We start from the raw sequence: 19,956 nt of genomic DNA on the forward strand, positions 1-19,956 counted from the left end.
ATGTCATTAAACACCTGGTCCAGACGCTGGTTGTTAACAACACTCGGGCTTCTCATTATTATGGTTTCAAGTATCGTCGCACTGTCGATGATGCTATTACAAGATCAAAATTCAGACAAATCCAGTCTGTCCATGAATCTGGTTCGCCTCAAGGTCAATCCGATCTTACTCGCTTTGGAGCAAACTCATCAACATCTCACTGAACAAAACATTCGTGAAGACATACGTTCCATCGCAAGAGAGAGCGGGGTTCTGTTTAACTATGTGAACTTGGACGGAACAGTAATGCTGTCCTCCGACCTCAGCTCTGAAGGAGGCCAAGTTAATCTGCGTTCATCCCTTCATTATAATCTGCATCATGCCGCGCAGGCTGCGGATGGTACCAAATCACTTAATATTGCGTTTCCCGTGATGGACGGACCCGTGGGAAGTCAGATCGGCAATGTCCTTTTTTCCATCCCCCAAGCTATGGTTACGGTTCAGAAACCGATGACTGTTCCAATTATATGGATTAGCGTACTATTGCTCGTGTCACTGATCTTGGGTTTATTACTATTCTGGATGAAACAAAAACTGGACAAGCAGCTCCTCTCTCCCATCCATCAATTAAAGCTGCATGCAGAATCCATCCTCAAAGGAAATTATGAAGAACAGATTCAGTACAACCGGACCCATGAACTGGGCGAAGTGTATGCCATGTTTGACCTGATGCGTACGGAAATCAAGCATATGAACGAGCTGCGCATCCAGCAGGAACAAGCACAAAAGGAACTCATCACCAATATATCTCATGATATTAAGACACCGATTACCACGATAAAAGCATACATAGAAGCAATTGAGGAAGGACTATGCAACGATCAGGAAACGCTAATGGAATATATGAGAGTCATGCGGACCCATACGGATAAAACAGCCCGGCTTGTGGAGGATCTGCTGGTTCATGCACTTCAGGAACTGGGGCAAATTTCGGTGGAACCCCGTGAAAAGTACAGTGGTCCTGTACTTGACGCTATGTTGAAACCTATTGAACATGTAATACTTACAAGAGGTCTTGTCTATGACGGGCCCAAGTCCAACCACATTCCCAATGTGTTAATCGCTATCGACACTATCCGAATTGAACAAGTCATCTCCAATCTTGTCGCCAATGCCCTCAAGCATACAGCTCGGGGAGACACGATACGTATAGACTCGGAACTGGAATCCGGGCACCTGAAAGTGACCATCGCTGATTCGGGTCAGGGCATACGTGTGCAGGATATGCCGTTTGTTTTCCAACGTTATTTCAGAGGACAAGCGAGTCATGCAGACCAACGTGTTCAGGAAGGTACGGGACTGGGACTTTCTATCTGCCAAAGCATTATTGAAGCACACGGAGGCCATATTTCTTTCACGAGTAAAGAAGGACAAGGTACGACCTTCCGGTTCTATCTGCCGATCTGCTGAGCCACACTGGCGTGGCTATTATACCAAGTGCCTTTAATTTCGCTTCAACTCGGAAGTCAGTAATACTTTATTCATAATTTGATAAGGCTTCCTCAACATCCCTCCTCTAGAATGAATCCTATACTGCACTCGGGAGTGATTCGACTTGTCCAAAAAAGTGATTATCCGTGCACAGAATCTGTGCAAGACGTACAACAGCGGAAGTGATCAACATCATGCCATCCGTAATGTTGATCTCGATATCTATGAAGGGGAATTCACGGTCATCATGGGTAACTCTGGCTCTGGCAAATCAACCCTCTTATATCTGCTTAGCGGACTGGATCAGATTACAGCTGGTGAGGTTTATTTTCGTGACCAGCGGATCGACGCTTATCGTGAACGAGAAATGTCCGACTTCCGCACGCGCCGAATCGGTTATATCTATCAGAGCATCAATCTTGTCCCAGACCTCTCCATCAAAGAGAACATTGCTTTACCGGGATATATTGCAGGAAACAAAAAGAAGGACATCCAATCCAGGGCTGCTGAGCTGATGAATGCCATGGATATTGATGGACAGCGTAACCGCCTCCCCTCCCAGACATCTGGAGGACAGCAGCAACGAGCAGCCATTGCACGGGCTTTGATTAATTCGCCGGATATCATCTTTGCGGATGAACCGACTGGAAGCCTGAATATGGAACACGGCACAACCGTTCTCGATATCCTTACGGATATCCACCGCAAGGGACAGTCTGTTGTTATGGTTACGCATGATATAAAAGCAGCCTGCCGGGCAGACCGCCTAATCTATATTCAGGACGGCAAGATTGGTGGAATCCTTGAGTTCGATACCTATGACGAACATCAAATTCAAGATCGTGAAGCGATTATCTTCGCTTTGGTTACGGGGAAGGAATAACGATGGCAGTCATGTTTAAACTTAGCTTGTCGTATCTGAGTAGGAACAAAATACAAAATACGTTGATTGCCATACTCCTGCTACTCTCGACACTTCTTGTATCCACAGCTATTGTCATACTGGCGAACACGGGCAATCAGTTTCAGGAAATGCATTCTCGCACCCATGGATCCCATCAGATCCTGACGTTTGAGAAAGGACTGAATGATCCGCACGCTGTACATGACTGGTGGGCTGCTCAGAACGGTGTTCAAGTCTCACCTTTGCTTACTTATCGCATCTTGTCGGGCATCACTTTTGGCGGCACTGACATCCCTAACCTTTATCTGTACATGATGAATACCCCGCCTCCTCCGTGGAGTGTAGATGAACTTGTATTTGCAAGTGGTACACAGCATTCGGCTCCTGAACAAGGAAGCGTATGGATCCCAACTTCCATGGCGAATGGCTATCATATCTCGGTAGGCGATACCATTGGCTTCAAAACCGGCTCACAAACACTGAATCTGAATGTGTCTGGCATTGTAATCGATGTACCGTACGGAGCCCCTTTCTCCAATACAGCACGGGTCTGGATGAATCCAGCCGATTATCAACGTGATCTCGCGGCGCTCGCAGGTAACGAGAATCACATGATGGGCATCCATTTTAACGATTACAGCATGAGTTCAGAATATTGGGAAAGGTACAATCGTGAGACAGGCACTCCGTTTCTGGAATCCAAAATGGAGTTCGAGGCTATTGCCTCTTTCTATCTGATCATCAACCAGGTTATTGGCTTCATTATGATATTCATGGGTTTTGTCATGCTCTCCATCGCTTTGATGACCATCGGGTTCACGATTTCGGATGCCATTCTGGCCAATTACAGAACGATAGGTATTCTCAAATCACTCGGGCTAACTTCCCAGAGAACGATAGGCACCTATGTTATTCAATATGCGTTACTGTCCATCACAGCGATTATCCCAGGTCTTGCTCTCAGTGTATGGATATCCAAATGGATTATTAATATATCCGTATCCTCTCTTCGAGTCGATAATCAGAATATTCCAGTCCAAGGGTTGGAAGCGGCCATACTGGCTGGTGTACTTCTATTTGCTCTAGTGATTTTGTTCACTGTGTTATACGCCAAAAAGGCACGCAACATACAGCCCGTGCAGGCTATTCGTTATGGTATGTCGGAGACAGATCACAGCCGGGTGGCTAGTAAAATGAATTCCCCATGGACACACTGGATGGGGTTCACAAGACTACCTGTGACTGCGGTCCTTGGACTTCGACATGTGTTCAAAAACACCAAAAGTTCTGTTCTCACACTTTTACTGACCACCATGGCTTCCTCTGTACTGGTCTTAGGATATGTGCTGCTGTCCAGTATAATCGGAATTGAACAGACAGCAGCTAAATGGGGGTATGACAATGCCAACATCGCAGCAGTAGTGGTAAACAGAAGTACATTCCCGAAGGCTGAGCTGAAGCAAGCGTTAGAAGAGGACTCAAGGATCAGCAATGTGGGCTGGCAAGGGAACATCTCTGGTGTAATTAGCCCGGAGTCTTCGGCAACAGTAAAGGGCCAATCCATCAGTCTCAACTTGAGTGTAATGGACGGGAGCTATCAGGAACTTGGATTCGAAACGTTGAGAGGGGATAACCCACAGCACGCAAATGAAATTGCCATTGGTGTAAGTGTCGCCAAAACATCAAACAAAGATCTCGGGGATCTCATCGACATCTATATTGAAGGAGAAAAGCGTACATTCCTCATTACAGGCATCTATCAGGCGATTGCCAACATGTCTGTTTCAGGCCGAATCACCATCGATGCCATGAGAAGTGTAAACCCGGGTTATGGTGAATTTGATGCCATATTCATTAATGTGAAGGATCTCGCACTAGCAGATAAGGTTGTTAGGGCGTTGAATGAGCAATTTAAGGATTTTGCTTCAGTAGTTACCCAGAAGACATTGCTTGATTCAGTTTACGCTGAAGCTGCGAACATCCTGATCTATCCGATGAGCCTGATTGGATTGCTGTTCATCATTGTGACGTTCATCATTATTTTCAGTACCTGTCGAATCAATATCCGCAAAGAGAGCAGAACGTACGGGATATACAAATCGCTGGGAATGACATCCCGTCAAATCCGATTATCGCTCACCATGGGAATGGTTGTGCTGTCCGCCATGGGAGCGATACTGGGTATTTTCGTAGGCGTATATGTACTACCTCTTCTGCTCGAAATGGTGCTTTCCAATTATGGTATCGTAGAGCTTCCACTGATTATGAATTGGGGTGGAATGATATTGTTCGCCTGCCTAAGCATCATTGCAGCAGGTCTTGGATCATGGTTTTCTTCCCGAATCATTCGAGAGACATCGCCACGTATGCTGGTTATCGAATAATGTAATACGATGCCATTACACAATAGAAAATCCCTTCCACGCCTCTATAGAATGTGGAAGGGATTTTCATAATGATATGAGCTATTTCCGCCACTTCTTCGCAAGTTCACCAATCTGATGTGGCGTCGTGCGGCAACAGCCGCCAATAATTTTCGCACCCGCTGCAACCCACTGCTCCGAAGCATCACTCATGCTGCCACAGGTCCCCTGTCCACTCCACGTCTTCGTTGCTGCATCGTATACTTCTCCCGAGTTCGGGTAGACAATGACAGGTTTGTCGCTGGCACGGCTGAGAATACCTACGGCTTCCGTCACTACTTCCATTGGAGCACAGTTCAGGCCAATCGCCGCAATCTGCGGCTCGGAGCCAAACTTCTGTGCACATACCTCAAGGGGTGTGCCCTCGCTGATGCTTGTCCCGTCTTTTAAAGAAAAAGATAGCCAGGCATACGCATGAGGAAACTCCTTCAGTAAATTAACCAGCACCTGTGCTTCCTGCAAGGATGGAATCGTCTCAAAAGCCAGAATATCAGCACCCGCTTCAAGCAACGCCGCTATACGCGGACGATGGAATTCAGCCAAGGTCTTATCCGATACGCCGTAATGTCCCACATACTCCGATCCATCCGCCAGATAGGCGCCGTACGGCCCAACAGACCCGGCAATAATTGGACGTGAACGAAGACATTCTCCCTCACGATCCCCTGTACGATCTGTTATATGCTCCCCATTCTCCAGCATCTCTGCACGTACCGAAGTAGCTTCTACAAGCTGATCTGTCGGGCTTTCTCTCCCTACTAAACCACTCTGTACTTCTGCCCATACGTCATCTCTCGCCTTTGCAGCCAGCTCCACCGTCTTGCGAATCAGGTCTAACGCTTCCTGCTCTCCAATTCCTCTCTTGATGAAGCCATCCACCGTCGCCTGATAACTGGATGTAATCGCACAATCGGCTCCTGCTCGAAAATAATCCGCATGGACCTGAACAATTACATCCGGATTCTCAAGCAACACACGAGCCGACCATAACGGGTCGTCCAGATTACATCCATGCTGTTCGAGTTCCGTTGCCAGCGCTCCATCCAGAATCATGACCGGATGTTCACGAAGGATCTGTTCTATGGGATTAATCTGTTTTGCTTGCGTCATGTACTTGTCCTCTTTTCTTGTTCGCACGTTCTGTCAGATAATAAGCGGCGTAACACACTGCGATAAATGGAACCCCACAATACAGCGCAATTCGCTGTGTCGGGTCAAAAGCAATACCTATGCATGAAGCCAGGCATAATATAAATGAAACAATCGGTACCACGGGGTACAACGGTGTGCGATAAACCAGATCTTTGACCGCATGTCCTTCGCGTACATACTGTCTGCGGAACATGTATTGTGAAGCACTGATGCTCATCCATACCGCAACAACAGCCAGACCTGAAATGGAAACCAGTGTAATATACACGGTACCAGGCGCAATGATGCTCGATAACAAAGCCAGCGCACCACCAACCATACTGATCAGAATTGCATTCAATGGCACTCCGCTTCTGGTCAATTTGGCAAACCAAGGGGAGATCGTTCTTTTATCCGCCAGAGACCAGAGCATCCGTGAAGATGCATACAGGCCTGAATTGGCCGCAGAGAGAATCGCCGTCAGAATAACAAAGTTCATAATGTCTGCTGCATAGGGTACACCTACCCGCTCCATTACCGCTACAAATGGGCTTTCCAGTACACTAGCATCCGACATAGGAAGCAAAGCAGACAAGATTACAATCGTTCCAATGAAGAAAATAACCAAACGCCACAGCGTCGTATGAATGGCTTTCGGTATCGTCTTTTCCGGATTCTCCGTCTCTCCGGCGGCAATGCCGATTAACTCGGTACCCGAGAATGCAAAGTTTACAGCAAGCATGGTCATCAGTATCGCCGTAGCCCCATGAGGGAACCACCCGGATGCCGTAATATTCGATAGAAATGGAGCCGGTTCAGAGTCTGCCATCGGAATAATGCCGAACATGGCTGCGCCACCGATTATAATAAAGATTACGATAGTAACTACTTTTACAGATGAGAACCAGAACTCGGATTCCGCAAATAATTTCACCGTTAATGCATTGAACAGAAAGATCATTAGTGCAAAAAGCGCACTCCAGATCCATACATTTACCGATGGGAACCAGCGTTGCATCAGCAATCCGGCGGCTGTAAATTCGGAGCCAAGCGCAACAGTCCAGGTTAACCAGTATAACCAAGCCACCGTGTAGCCTGTTGCTGGTCCGATATATTTGGCTGCATAACTATGAAATGCTCCTGTCTCTGGCATGTGAACAGATAGTTCACCCAGACAGAGCATCACCAGATATACGACGATGGCTCCAATCAGATAGGACAGAATGGTTCCCAGTGGTCCCGCCTGCTGAATGGTGTAACCTGAGCTGAGGAATAATCCCGTTCCAATGACTCCTCCGAGAGAGAGCATGACCACATGTCGTGCCTGCATTTTTCGCTGAAAATGCCCTTTGTCGTTGTTGTTCTCCATACCTGCTGCTCCCCTACTTCTTCATCCAGAAAAAACAAAAAAGACCCACTCTTCCTAAAGAGTGCGCCGTTACTGACAAATAAAAACAAACGCTCCTATCTATCAGGCTTTCACCCGCTGGAATTAGCACAGTATCCTTCAGATCTGTTGCTGAGGTTTCTAAGGGCCAGTCCCTCCACCTCTCTGGATAAGAAAATGATTTTTTATAAATATAGCGATCTATCATGAATGTGTCAACATTTAAATAATAAATGTTCCACGCTGCACTATTCGGTGGAAGACCCCGGATTGGTGATGGTGATCTTCACATCATACGTAATTGGCACGTTGCTGAAGATTTTGTCCCAATCACCTTTGACCTTTTTCCATGTTTTAGGTTCTTTAATACGCAAGCTATCCCGAAAATCCGCAACATCCACTTTATAGGTATGCTGGAGTTTGTATAACACCTGTCGAATCTGTTGTTCAGCCAGATCAGCAAATTCCTTTTCCAGTTCTCTGAGATAAGCACCTTTTTCCTCTTCCTCAGGAGCACGCCAATCCTCCATCAGCCAGCCTTCAGATTCAGTTTTTACATGGAATGAAATATCATTCCCCACCACCTTTGGGGTGATTTTCACTTTTTTCTTCTTCATTTCGTATAACACAGTGAATCCTTCTTTGTTGTGTGTTTTTAAGACGCCCCCCTTTTTCTTGGGATTGAGCCATGATAATCCTTCTAGATCCGTTTGACTAAGCTCCCCGATGAACTTGGTTGTTTTTCCATCAAAGATGCTGCCTCCTGAGAACTTGTCCTCCCCATCGGAGTTTAATACGTTCTGGAGCAGGAAGCTCGATCCGGACTGCATTTGAGCGTCTAACTTAGATAGTAGAACCGGATCAAGTATTTTATTGGATATATAAGAATTGTTCGTAATGCCTGTGAGATAAAATGCTGGTATTCGTGAAGGGTCCTGTGATGTCAGCACATCCACTGCACGACGATGACTAATTAACACTAGACAGTTGGGGCGAATATCATTATCTCGAAGAACAAAATCAAGCAGTTGGTCCAAACCATATTTTTTGGCAATATCCTTGGAAACGACGATCACCTTCAGATGATGTCCTATGAGAGGCCGATCCCGCCTTAACGCAAACTGGCGGAAGATTTGCAACAAGGAATCTCCGGAAAGCTGTTCATTGGCATAGGATGTTTTGCCGGAAGAAGGCGAACCGGATTGCTGACTCGATTGACTGTTGGAGAAGCCCGGAGCGATCTGCACCGTAGCAGTCAAATAGTTCTTCTTGGGATATGAGCCTCCCTGAGCAGCGATGTCTTTCTCGAATTCAGTCTCTTTGCCGACATCGATTCCAAGACCAACATAGAGACTTAGATCCTCTATTTCTCGGCTACTCCAGCATCCGGACAGCATTAACAGAATACACAAGGCAGAGACTACACGTATGAGCATATGGAATGGAATCATGCATGCTTGCCTCCTTTTTTGCGAATCAGACTTATTAAAAGTAACACCAGAGGTAAAATGCCAAATAAAAATACAGATGCATTGCCCAGCATATCCCCAAGTGCAAAGGTATCGTCCACCGTTTTGGGCATCATTGCCGTCAAATAAATGAACGGAAGCAGACCGTACATAATGCCTTTGATTTTTTTGGAACGAAACAAATCACGAATGCCCACCGAAGCGCAGTAATGTGTAATCGCTGTAGTCGAAAAAATTTGCATAATCCAGATGACCAGTAATAAGGATTCAAATCGTTCAAATATCAGACCTTGAATCTCGAAGCTTCTTACCAAATCAAGCGTTGGCCAGGTTCGAGTTTTGATCCCATCGAGCGATAAACTGCCTATAACCATCACAACCGTGATCAAATAAATAATGGTGGATATGAGTATCCCCCAGCTCATCGCCTTATTGCTTTTCTTCGGATTTTTCATATAGGCAGTCATGATTAACATCACCTCATATCCCGTATATGACAGTAGTGAGGGCTTCAGTCCTTTGAAAACAGGCATAATGCCATCTCCGAGCACAGGTCTCAGATTACCAATCTCGAATAGTTGGTTACTAAGTAGAATTTCAATGACAAATATAATGATCGTAATCGGCAAGATGATCTCAAACACGCGTACAATGACGCCAAGCCCTCCTGAAATCAAATATATACCGATCCACATGAAGACCATTACAATTGCCCAGGTGGGAGTACGTTCGAGCAGATACATTCCGGTTACATCAGCCATAACTCTAATTTCAAATGCAGCGATAACCATAAAATACATAATCATGGCACCGCCCAGTATGTAAGCGATCCAGCTCCCCGTAATTTCACGGGTGAACTGGAACACGGTTTTCCCCGGAAATCTCCGACACAGGGTAACCAGAATAATGCCGACGCCCGTGATAATGAGCCCAGACAGAATAATGGATATCCAGACATCCGGTGTTCCGACAGCCTTGCTGGTCGTTCGAGGTAAAGTCAATATTCCGGCGCCAAGCATGTAATTTACAATAATTACAACAGCCTGTGTCGTGGTTATCTTTTGTTGGGAGCCATTCACTTTAGTTCACCTCCAGACCTTTTGTCCATGGAATTCAATTATTCTTTTCGGTCCTCGTCGATTGGATTAGTCATATCAGGACGCATTCTCATCATGTTTAACGGAGCACGGATAACAAAATCCTTCCAATCATTCAAATGATAAGGAACCGCTGGAGCTACATAAGGTACACCAAAGCTCGAAAGTCGTGCCAGATGTGTACACACAAGCAGAAAGAACATTACAACACCATATAGTCCGAGTATAGCTGCACTAAACATGGCGGCAAATCGCAGAATCCGCAATGTTAACCCTGCACTATAGACGGGGATCGTAAAGGAGGAGATAGCTGTAACCGCAACGACAATAACCAAAAATTGGCTTATGATACCCGCCTGTACCGCTGCTTGACCAATAATCAAACCTCCAACGATACCCATCGCAGGCGCAATCGGCTTAGGTAGCCGTATCCCTGCCTCCCTCAGAATCTCAATCGAAAGTTCCATGATCAGTACTTCAATGATCGAAGGAAATGGTACTCCCGTACGCGTTTCAATAATCGTCAATACCAGCTTGGTCGGGATAAGTCCCGGATGGAACGAAATAAACGAGATATACAGTGCAGGAGCAAGCAATGCCAGCATAGCCGCCATAAAACGCAGCATTCGCAAAAAGGTTCCAGGAATCCAGCGTTCATAATAATCCTCAGGAGATTGGAGCAACATGCTAAAGGTCACCGGTACAACTAGCACAAATGGTGTTCCATCCAATAGAATAGCCACTCGACCTTCCAGCAAAGCGCCGATGACCCGGTCAGGTCTTTCCGTATTCAGTACCTGTTGAAAAGGACTCAGAGTATTGTCTTCGATGAGCTGTTCTACATAACCTGATTCCAACATCGAATCCATATCCATCTCTTCAATTCGCTTGCATACTTCAGCAACAAGATTGGGATCTGCAATATCCTGGATATAGGCTATCGCCAAATCTTTTTTGATCCGTGAACCCACTTCATACTTCTTAATAAACAGACTCTGATCCGTACCATAACGACGCAGAATGCCTGTGTTATCGCTTAACTGCTCTGTAAAACCAATACGTGGTCCACGAAGCAATCCCTCTGACAAGGGTTCATTCATACCTCGTGATTTGATCTTATGAGCGCCTATTAATAAAGCTCCTGGCAAACCATCAACCAACAGTGCATTTTTCCCAAAAAGCACGCCAATTGCGAGTTCTTGGAGAGACTTGGTTTCCTCAACCAGACTGACAGGCAGTAATTGATCTTGCAGGTATGCTGACAGTAAGTGTGCGTTGTCTGGATGAAGAAAACCCTCTTGCTTGAGTAAAGGAACACCTTCTAACATCAACGGTGTAATCAAGTGATCATCAACTAAATCCTGATCTACCAGACCTTCGGTATATACAACCGCAGCCCTTGTATTCGTACCCCTAATGGTAAATTCCCGAATATGCACGTCTGAATTGAGTCCAAAACTTTCTTTTACACTAGTCAAATTTGTATTGTACTTATCGGTTAATTTAATATTGGCATAGTGCCCTGTCTCGGTTCCCTGTCCCTGCCCTGCGGCTGCTGGCGAGATATCCTTCGAGGATACGGAAGGTCGCTTCGTACGAGAGAAGCTTCCACGCTTAATGGCAGCATTGATCCCGCGCATGGTCAAGGTAATGCCAATCGGAATGATAAAGACCAAAAATGCCTGAATCCATATGGAACTTTCCGGCACGTAGGATACAATTGTTGACCACATCACCCTCACCCCAACATTTCTCTACTTGATAAACCTGCAGGTATTCCAGAGTATTGTTTCCCGGATTGTTCACAAAAATTCCCGTTTCTTTGTGTACAGAACGACAAAAAAACGGTTCCTGTATAAGGAACCGCTCTGCTATATATTATTATACGATTCTGGTCACATGCTCTGCCTTGGCATCCAGCAAGTGAGCTGATGAAGCAATGGCCGTAAAATCATTCAAAGCGATCTCAATCCGCTTCTGGCTCTGCTCCACATATTCCTCTACCTTTTTTGTACCGCCTGTGATATTACTAATCTCCTTCGTTATCCCCGTTACGCTATCACGAATCTCATTAATTGAATTCTCCACCATAGCAGACAGCTTCCTTACTTCCTTGGCCACGATATCGAATCCTCGTCCGAATTCTCCTGCATGTGCGGCCTCAATGGCAGCATTTAACGCAAGCAGCTGCGTCTGTGATGAAATCTCGCGTATGGTTCGTACTACGCCCTGAATCGACCCAGCCTGTTCCTGCAAATGAGTCAGCGTTGCACGGTTAGAAGCCGACACCTCTGAGATATAAGAAATACTGGACATTAATTCCTGGCTTCGCTCAATACCTACATCTGCCTGCCCATTTAGCTCATGGGACATGCTTTTCAATTCATTCACCACGACTGAAATATTGTTCTGTCGATTGGTAATGTTAGTGGCGATTTTGGAAACACCCAATATTTTTTGATTCGTCTCATCAAAGACTGGCATATAGGTCGCCTCAAGCCATACCGGATTTCCCTTTGCATCCTTGCGTTCAACCTTGTCCTGGAAGCTGACACCATTAAATATGCTATTCCAAAAAGCGTCATAGTCTGGGGTGTTCACAAAATGCCCGAAGCATAGCTGCTGATGCTTCATGCCATACATCTCATCTACCGTATATCCCATCGTCTGGGCAAAGACTTCATTCACATAAGTTACCCGTCGATCCATATCGAATCGAATGATCGCCAGACTTTTCTCCATCGCCTTGATGACCAGTGCATCGGTGACAACATCTTTCTTTTCCATATCTAATATAGGCACTTCATAACCCCCACAGTTTATTCCATAATAAACAGCCTTTAACCAGCAAAACAACGATCACAGCAACATATGTATCCATCAGGTTCTAAATGACTCTACTATTGATACCCGATTTGCAGAACTTTGGATCACCTGTTGCCGTTTATTTTTTATGTGTCATTTTTCAGAACGTCAATACTTTACCCGACCGCTGGGGCAAAAAGAAAATCTGCTCCACCTCATCCGCTGGCAATGGCTTGCTGTAGTAGTACCCCTGCACTTCATTGCAATCCTGTTCGGTCAGAATATCCAGTTGTCCCTTCGTTTCAATGCCTTCTGCAATGACATCCATATTCAATTGTTTCGCCATTGTAATCATAGTCGAAACAATGGCTCTATCGCTATGATTAACCGCAATATCCTGGATAAAAGAGCGGTCAATTTTCACTTTGTGAATCGGGAACATTTTTAGATAACTAAATGAACTGTAACCTGTTCCAAAATCGTCCAGACTGATCCGGATTCCAAGCTTGGTTAACTGGTTCAAAATTTCAATGGAAGCCCTCGCATCCATCATCATGCTTTCCGTGATTTCCAATTCCAGATACTGCGGGCTCAAGCCCGTTTCAAGTAAAATCTGATGAACCTGTTCCACCAGATTGGATTGATGAAATTGCTGAGAGGACAGATTTACGGACACCGGAATCAAAGGTCCCCCTGCCTCATGCCAATTTCGCATCTGGATACAGGCTTCCCGCAGCACCCGGTTACCCAGCTCAATAATCATGCCCGTCTCTTCTGCAACCGAAATGAACGTGCCGGGATACAATAATCCACGGGTCGGATGATTCCACCGTACCAAGGCTTCGACACCAATCATGCTGACTTCACTTGTCTGAATCTGAGGTTGGTAATGTAACACGAATTCCCCTCGATCCAATGCTTTTCTAAGGTCATTCTCCAGCACCATTCGTTCCCGCAGCTCGTGATGCAATTCGGCAGAGAAGAATTGATATCCGTTCTTGCCATTCTTCTTCACTTCATACATGGCCGTATCCGCATGCTGCAGCAATTCTACAGCATCTTGCCCATGGTCCGGAAATACGGCGATACCAATACTGCCCGTAACATAGAACTCGCTCTCTTTTAGATAACAAGGCTTCGCAATCGCCTGAATGATGCGTTCCGCCACGCGGGTGATATCTCCTAGACTAGTGTACTGATGAACAAGAATCGCGAACTCATCTCCACCCATTCGGGCAAGCGTTACATCCTCACCATTCAGTTCATCCTTAATCCGTCGGCTCATCTCCTGAAGAAACAGATCTCCATAGATGTGTCCAAGAGAGTCATTAATAACTTTGAATCGGTCAAGATCAAGGACCATGACGGCAAACTGTTTTTGCTCATAACGATGAGATTCAATCGTCTCCGATAACCTCTGATTAAACATTCTGCGATTGGGCAGTCCGGTCAACTCATCATGAAAAGCCAGATGATAGTTTCTCACCTTTACGCGTTTTTCGTCCGTGATATCCTTCATAATAATATAATTTCCCACGACTTGTTCATCTACAATGACAGGTGCGAGCACAACGCCAAGTTCAACCCGTTCTTGCTTGGCGCTATAGATGACAGTCTCGTACTTCATCTCTTCACCATCCGTAGCACGTACGAACATATGCCTGATGCGTTCCCGATCCTCCTCCACAACCATGGTTAATAGAGTACTTACGGATTGATCCTTTAATTGTTTCTCCTTAATACCACCAATTCGAGCTGCTGCTGGATTAATTCCGACAATTCGCATGTGAAGATCGATAGAAATAATACCATCCTGATTATGCTCATAGAGCGATTTATACCATTTTTCATTCTCTTGCTTCTCCGACTCCTGTTTGGAAAACAGTCTTGATATGTACAGACCAACAATCGACAATCCCAGCGTAAATAACGTACCCATGGAAATAAAATAGGCTAGACGCTTCTGGTCGAGAATTGTGTTTAGCGAAGATATCACCCGGTTCGGGGGCATATCCGATTCGATGTGCGCTGCCATCATGCCTGTATAATGCATACCCGCAATAGCCCCTCCCATGATGAGGGCACTTCCAACCTTTTTCCAAACATCATGACGTGTATCCGATTTAAGAAAATATAGCGATAACCACAGTGCTGTAATTGAAGCTGCACATGCAATCATAATCGATAACATGACATACATAGGATCGTATCGAATCTCCACCTGCATCGCATACATCCCGATATAATGCATCAACACGATACCGAGCGCAAACAGACAGGCACCACCCAATAACTGTAACAGTGGCAGCCTCTGCCGGGAGACTACAAGCAACGCCACAAAAGATGCCACAATGGCTACAGCTACAGAGATCAGCACAATGACAAGATCATAAGAAACGGGAAATGGCAGTGACATCGCCATCATGCCAACGAAATGCATGGACCAGATGCCCATACCCATGATAATTGCTCCAAAAAATAGCCATAACCAACGACTTTTACCGCTGGCTTTGTTAATTCTGCTGGTGAGGTCCAGAACGTTATACGAAGCCACAACAGCAATCAAATATGAAATCAGGACAAGTACGTTATCATGTGAACCCATGCCATGTTGAATACTGTGTTCCAGGGTATGTTCCATTATCGATGCCTCTCTCTACATGTTACTTCTTTCATTATAGAACATCGATTTGAAACATTTCTGAAACCTGAACCATAAGTCCCAAGCAAAATGACTTCCGCAGGCAGTGGACCGTAAGAAAAACCCACTTGCTAGGGCAAGTAGGCTTAGGTTGAACGATTGGATTTCCAGCTTTCGAACCATTCCTGAACAGCGGGATGAGGGAGCATATCCATTTCCTGACTCAACATACGACATAGCAGGCTATACTGAACCTCGACCGAACGTCGATCACCGAGTCGATGATACAGGTTCATCAGAACCACATATATATTTTCCTCATCAGGCAACATGCGCTGTATTTTGAGATAATGTGCAACCGCATCTTCATCCTGATGGGCAGCGATATAATAATCTGCAATTTGTTTCTCATGGCGAAGCCAGAGATTGCGCAGTCGGCGTCGCTCCATTTCGGCCCACAGATACGTTGTTTCCCCCAGATATGGACCCTTGTAGAGAGATGAAATTTGTAAATGAAGATCCATCGTTAACGCTGTAACGGCAGGCGCTTCGGCTACCCTTTTCTCCCACATGTCCATATCCAGGGATGCCCCGTTCAATTGCAGCATATATCCTTCATCGAGATTGGAAATCTGGATATTAACCTGCTCAGCCTGCAGTTGTTTGCGAATCTGGTAGATGGCCGTATAGAGCTGGGTCACTCCACGTTTCCATTCAATCTCAGGCCACAGTTGTTCAAGCAGCACCTGCTTGCGAACAGGTTTATCTCGATATTGCAGGAGGAACGAGAATAGTTCCTGGGCTTTGAACGTCTTCCAACGTATAGTGATCGGCGGACTCCCCGCCTTTTCAAATTGCAATGGACCAAGGCAATGAAGTATAACCTGTGAATCCGGGAACCGTTCAGTAGGATCTGATGTGAGCAACAATCGATGAATCGTCTTCTCCAGCCGCTCTGTCTGCAACGGTTTCAGCAGATAATCCAGAGAATTGAGTTCAAACGCCTTGACTGCATATTCATCATATACCGTGACAAACACAATTTGGGTCGCTGGAAGTTGTTGCAGAATGCGCTCAGCCAGCTCAATTCCGCTCATCTCAGGCATCTCGATATCCAGAAAAACCACATTCGGTCGAACCTGTATGATATACTCCAGAGCCTGTCTGGGACTGCGGTATTTCCCAATAATGTCCAGATCGCTAATGCGCTCCAGTTCCTCCGCAAGATGATTCAACGCGAGCGGTTCATCATCCACCAGTATCGCTTTCATGAAATCCCACCTTTTCTATTGGAAGCCGGACTTGAATCTCGGTTCCCTGTTCCAGGGAACTATGTATGAGCAGTCCCCATCCGAATAGCTGTTTGAGTCGACGCTCAATATTTCGGATGCCGATTCCACTTTCGACCGTCGGCCCCTCCATAATCCGTTCCAGTGTTTCCGTCGACATGCCTACTCCATCATCCTTCACCGTAATCAGAATGAATGGTTCTTCCCGCGTAACCCGAATCAGAATGCGTCCTCCCTCAGCACGTCGCATAATACCATGCCGTACGGCATTCTCCACCAAAGGTTGAATGGTCAGGGGAGGGACCCGGAAGTTAGTTGAGGTCAACACTTCAATCTTAAAGTCCAGCCAATCGTCAAATCTAACCTTTTCAATATGTAGATAGGATTGCACCAATTTTAACTCCCGATCAAAAGGCGTCAGTGGATTCGTGTTGTCAAATCGGAAGCTTTCCCGCAGGTAATTGCCCAATTCATTGAGCAGTTCATTCATCTGTGCAGGTTTGCTTTTGCTTAGTGCTGCAATGGAATTCAGAGTATTGAACAGAAAATGCGGCTTGATCTGCGCCTGTAGAAAGGCCAGTTCCATGCGAATGCGTTCGGCAACTGAACGTTTCATCTGTAACAAGGTACGTACACGTACACGAAGTTCGGAACCTTCCACCGGTTTGCGCAGAAAATCGTTAGCCCCGGCCAGACCCGTTTCCAAAGCGCGATCCCCTTGCCATGCAGAAATGAGTAACAGGATGGGCAGCTCAAACATAGTGTACTGTTCACGGATTTTGCCACAGATGACGGTACCTGATATGCCAGACAACGTACGATTCACGATAATCAGGTCCATTTCATCCAATGGATGCATGCTCTGCATGATTTCTTCTGGATTTCTCACCACAGTCACACGATAATCATCCAGATTCAGAATAGGCAGCAAAAGATTCAAATTCAGCGCATCATCATCCACAATCATAATATGGTACATACTGGATAGAGATCGATTACTTCGGTTCACTGGCAAATTCAGAGCATGGTTATCAACCGATTGAACTGCCGCCTTCTGCTCAACCATAGGTGACAATACAACTTGTGTTTCATTTCTGAATGAATCTGCACTTAACGGTAGCGTAAGTATGATGTCCATTACTCCAGATGCACTGTCGGGTACATGTACCGTTCCATGATGCAATTCCGTTAATGCCTTGACCAGATATAACCCTGGAGCATCCGGATTTTGATGCATATGTGCATGATCCTGATCCAGCCTGGATTCGAACAACGCACGGGTAAGCGCGGTCTGCTCCAATGAAATGACATCCCCTTGCATATGGACACGAACTTCAACCATCCCGTTCACTACTGCAGCTTCAACCTGGATCGTCCCCGTAACGGTAACCTTCAAGCTATGCTGGAGCACACCTGCCAGAATCTGATGCAAGCGTTGCTCATCGGCAGCTACGCGTGGCAGTGTCTTATCCACACGACTTGTAATTTCTATGGAATGGTCATATACCATATATCGGACACGTTCCACCACTTCATCTACTAATGCGTAGAAATCAACGGACCGGATCGTCAAATATATTTGTTGCTCACGAATTTGCGAAAAGTCGAGTAAATCATCCACCATGCTGCGCATCATCCAGCCGACCGATGTAAGCAATTGCAGGTCCTGTCTCTGGTCGGCTGTAAGGTGATGGTCTGATTGAAGGCGTGCATCCGCGATACTAATTAACGCCTGAAGCGGGGTCTTCATTTGATCCGAAATATTGGCCATGAATTCATTCTTGAACCGCTCGACACGCTTCATCTCAATGGATAGCCGCTTCAAGCGTCTATAGGTCAGTACAAATTGCTGCACAAACATTAGAATAAACAAACCCGAGAAGAGAAAGACCTGAATAAAGTACCAGTCACCCATGTGGGTGAGACCGAGCTGTAATAATAGATTGGACAAGCTATGTGCGGCAAATATAAAAAAGGCCAAAAAACGATGTCCAGCAACAGGATCGCCACCTCGGAAACTCCGAAGCAGGATTACTAAAGAGTAGCTATATACGGCTACATTTTGGATCACCAATGTCACGACCAGATGTGACACCATGTCAATTGGCAAGATAAATAGCAAGATAATGAAGACCGCGTTGAAGATGTACACCGCGTATCTCACCCAACGTCTAATCACCGTTTCCAATTGACAGGCGACAAACATAAACATCCAGAACGTGAGACCGACTATGGACAGAAAATATACAATGAAGCCCGTAGCATATGTAAGGTCAGGCCATAGCCAGAATAATAATCTGGTTCCCTGATACGAGCTGGTGACCATCATGCTAATGAAAAAAAGAGACATATAGATCCAGCCGCTTCGCGGTGACTGATAATGCATGAATCCAAAAATCATACTCAGAAAACCAAATACAACCAGAATACCAAATTCAAAAGCCACATTCCTCTGCTGCAATTGGTATATAGCATCCATACTGCCGATGTGAATGGGTTCGATCATTCCCCCGCTATTCGCAAAATCATAATTGGCTACCTGTACATCAATATTCACTTCGGAACCGCTTATCTCCGTATGTGAGATATAGGGCTCTACTTGGGGAGTATATTGTCCAGCGCTTGTCGAGACAACTCCGTTCGAACCAATCTGTATCCCATTAACAAACAACGTGTGGGCTGTACGAATTAAGGGAACACGCAAGGCAATCTGCTGTGCAGATTCTCCTTCGGCATCCAGCAATATTTTCAAACGATAAGTCCCATACCCGAACGCACCCTGGTGAAGATAAGGTTCAATGACGGACTGCCAATTGCCAGGAACGGTCGCGATATATTCGTGAGCACTCGTCTTCTCTGTTCCATCCAGTAACTGCCCGGGATAAAACAACCACTCTCCATTAAGGGCGATATCGCCCTCCTTCAAACCTCCGACCTGACGCAGATCCAGTACCCCTTCATGCGCCTTCGGAGCATGCTCATCCTCCAGAAAAGAGAGCACATTTAGTGCGATAAACAAGGCAACGACACCTATAATAAATGTAATAAAACGTGTGCGACTCAATAGCTTATCCCCATCCGTTAAACGTACCTGTGATTAATCATGTGATGACAGAACAACCTTCCGATCGCTGTCTACATGTACGTATCGTAACACAAAGCATAGGAGCATACACTTCTACATTGCTAACATTTTGCCTATTCTTTAGGGGCTGTTCTTACTCTGTAAACATGAGAAACAGGACGATTTATCATAACATCGTCCTGTTTCTTTAATTAATTTCATCTTTAACGTACTTCGTTCTTTCGGCCTGCATTTACTTGGTCTTTCCTCATATCG

12 protein-coding genes and 1 riboswitch are annotated in these 19,956 nt (G+C 45.7%); of the genes, 3 read left to right on the forward strand and 9 right to left on the reverse strand.

All coding sequences use genetic code 11. The features are described 5' to 3' along the window. The 3 genes from OM416_RS22485 (at nt 1) to OM416_RS22495 (ending at nt 4,758) form a co-directional block, all read left to right on the forward strand. Nucleotides 1-1,449, forward strand: coding sequence for an ATP-binding protein (locus OM416_RS22485; protein ID WP_264933185.1), 1,449 nt, complete (start codon nt 1-3; stop codon nt 1,447-1,449). A 145-nt stretch (nt 1,450-1,594) separates the two neighbouring features. Then, nucleotides 1,595-2,353: an ABC transporter ATP-binding protein gene (locus OM416_RS22490; RefSeq protein ID WP_264933187.1), complete on the forward strand. Its 759-nt coding sequence runs from the start codon at nt 1,595-1,597 to the stop codon at nt 2,351-2,353. Nucleotides 2,354-2,355: 2 nt separating this feature from the next. Beyond that, a complete protein-coding gene (locus tag OM416_RS22495; RefSeq protein WP_264933189.1) occupies nt 2,356-4,758 on the forward strand; it encodes an ABC transporter permease in 2,403 nt (800 codons plus the stop codon). An 81-nt stretch (nt 4,759-4,839) separates the two neighbouring features. On the opposite strand, the gene mmuM is transcribed toward OM416_RS22495, so the two are convergent. The 9 genes from mmuM to OM416_RS22540 form a co-directional block, all read right to left on the reverse strand. Continuing rightward, a complete protein-coding gene (gene mmuM / locus OM416_RS22500; protein ID WP_264933191.1) occupies nt 4,840-5,907 on the reverse strand; it encodes a homocysteine S-methyltransferase in 1,068 nt (355 codons plus the stop codon). Then, on the reverse strand, nt 5,885-7,297 hold the full coding sequence (gene mmuP / locus OM416_RS22505; RefSeq protein WP_264933193.1) for an S-methylmethionine permease: 1,413 nt from the start codon (nt 7,295-7,297) through the stop codon (nt 5,885-5,887). Before mmuP ends, mmuM begins: the two co-directional genes overlap by 23 nt. A 92-nt stretch (nt 7,298-7,389) precedes the next feature. Beyond that, a riboswitch (SAM riboswitch) is annotated at nt 7,390-7,491 on the reverse strand. 72 nt (nt 7,492-7,563) lie between these two features. Next, nucleotides 7,564-8,766: a Ger(x)C family spore germination protein gene (locus OM416_RS22510; RefSeq protein WP_264933195.1), complete on the reverse strand. Its 1,203-nt coding sequence runs from the start codon at nt 8,764-8,766 to the stop codon at nt 7,564-7,566. Beyond that, nucleotides 8,763-9,863: a spore germination protein gene (locus OM416_RS22515; RefSeq protein WP_264933197.1), complete on the reverse strand. Its 1,101-nt coding sequence runs from the start codon at nt 9,861-9,863 to the stop codon at nt 8,763-8,765. The genes OM416_RS22510 and OM416_RS22515 overlap by 4 nt, the downstream gene beginning before the upstream one ends. 38 nt (nt 9,864-9,901) lie before the next feature. Next, a complete protein-coding gene (locus OM416_RS22520; RefSeq protein WP_264933199.1) occupies nt 9,902-11,614 on the reverse strand; it encodes a spore germination protein in 1,713 nt (570 codons plus the stop codon). Nucleotides 11,615-11,762: 148 nt separating this feature from the next. Beyond that, on the reverse strand, nt 11,763-12,683 hold the full coding sequence (locus OM416_RS22525; RefSeq protein ID WP_264933201.1) for a methyl-accepting chemotaxis protein: 921 nt from the start codon (nt 12,681-12,683) through the stop codon (nt 11,763-11,765). A gap of 163 nt (nt 12,684-12,846) precedes the next feature. Then, a complete protein-coding gene (locus OM416_RS22530; RefSeq protein ID WP_264933204.1) occupies nt 12,847-15,327 on the reverse strand; it encodes a bifunctional diguanylate cyclase/phosphodiesterase in 2,481 nt (826 codons plus the stop codon). 146 nt (nt 15,328-15,473) lie between these two features. Beyond that, nucleotides 15,474-16,598 carry a response regulator gene (locus OM416_RS22535; protein ID WP_264933206.1) on the reverse strand — a complete coding sequence of 375 codons (1,125 nt, stop codon included), beginning with the start codon at nt 16,596-16,598 and terminating at the stop codon, nt 15,474-15,476. After that, entirely contained in the window at nt 16,576-19,680 is a 3,105-nt protein-coding gene (locus OM416_RS22540) for an ATP-binding protein (RefSeq protein ID WP_264933208.1), read from the reverse strand. Before OM416_RS22540 ends, OM416_RS22535 begins: the two co-directional genes overlap by 23 nt. Between the last annotated feature and the right edge of the window lie 276 nt (nt 19,681-19,956).

The organism is Paenibacillus sp. LS1, from assembly GCF_026013365.1.
Lineage (GTDB): Bacteria > Bacillota > Bacilli > Paenibacillales > Paenibacillaceae > Paenibacillus.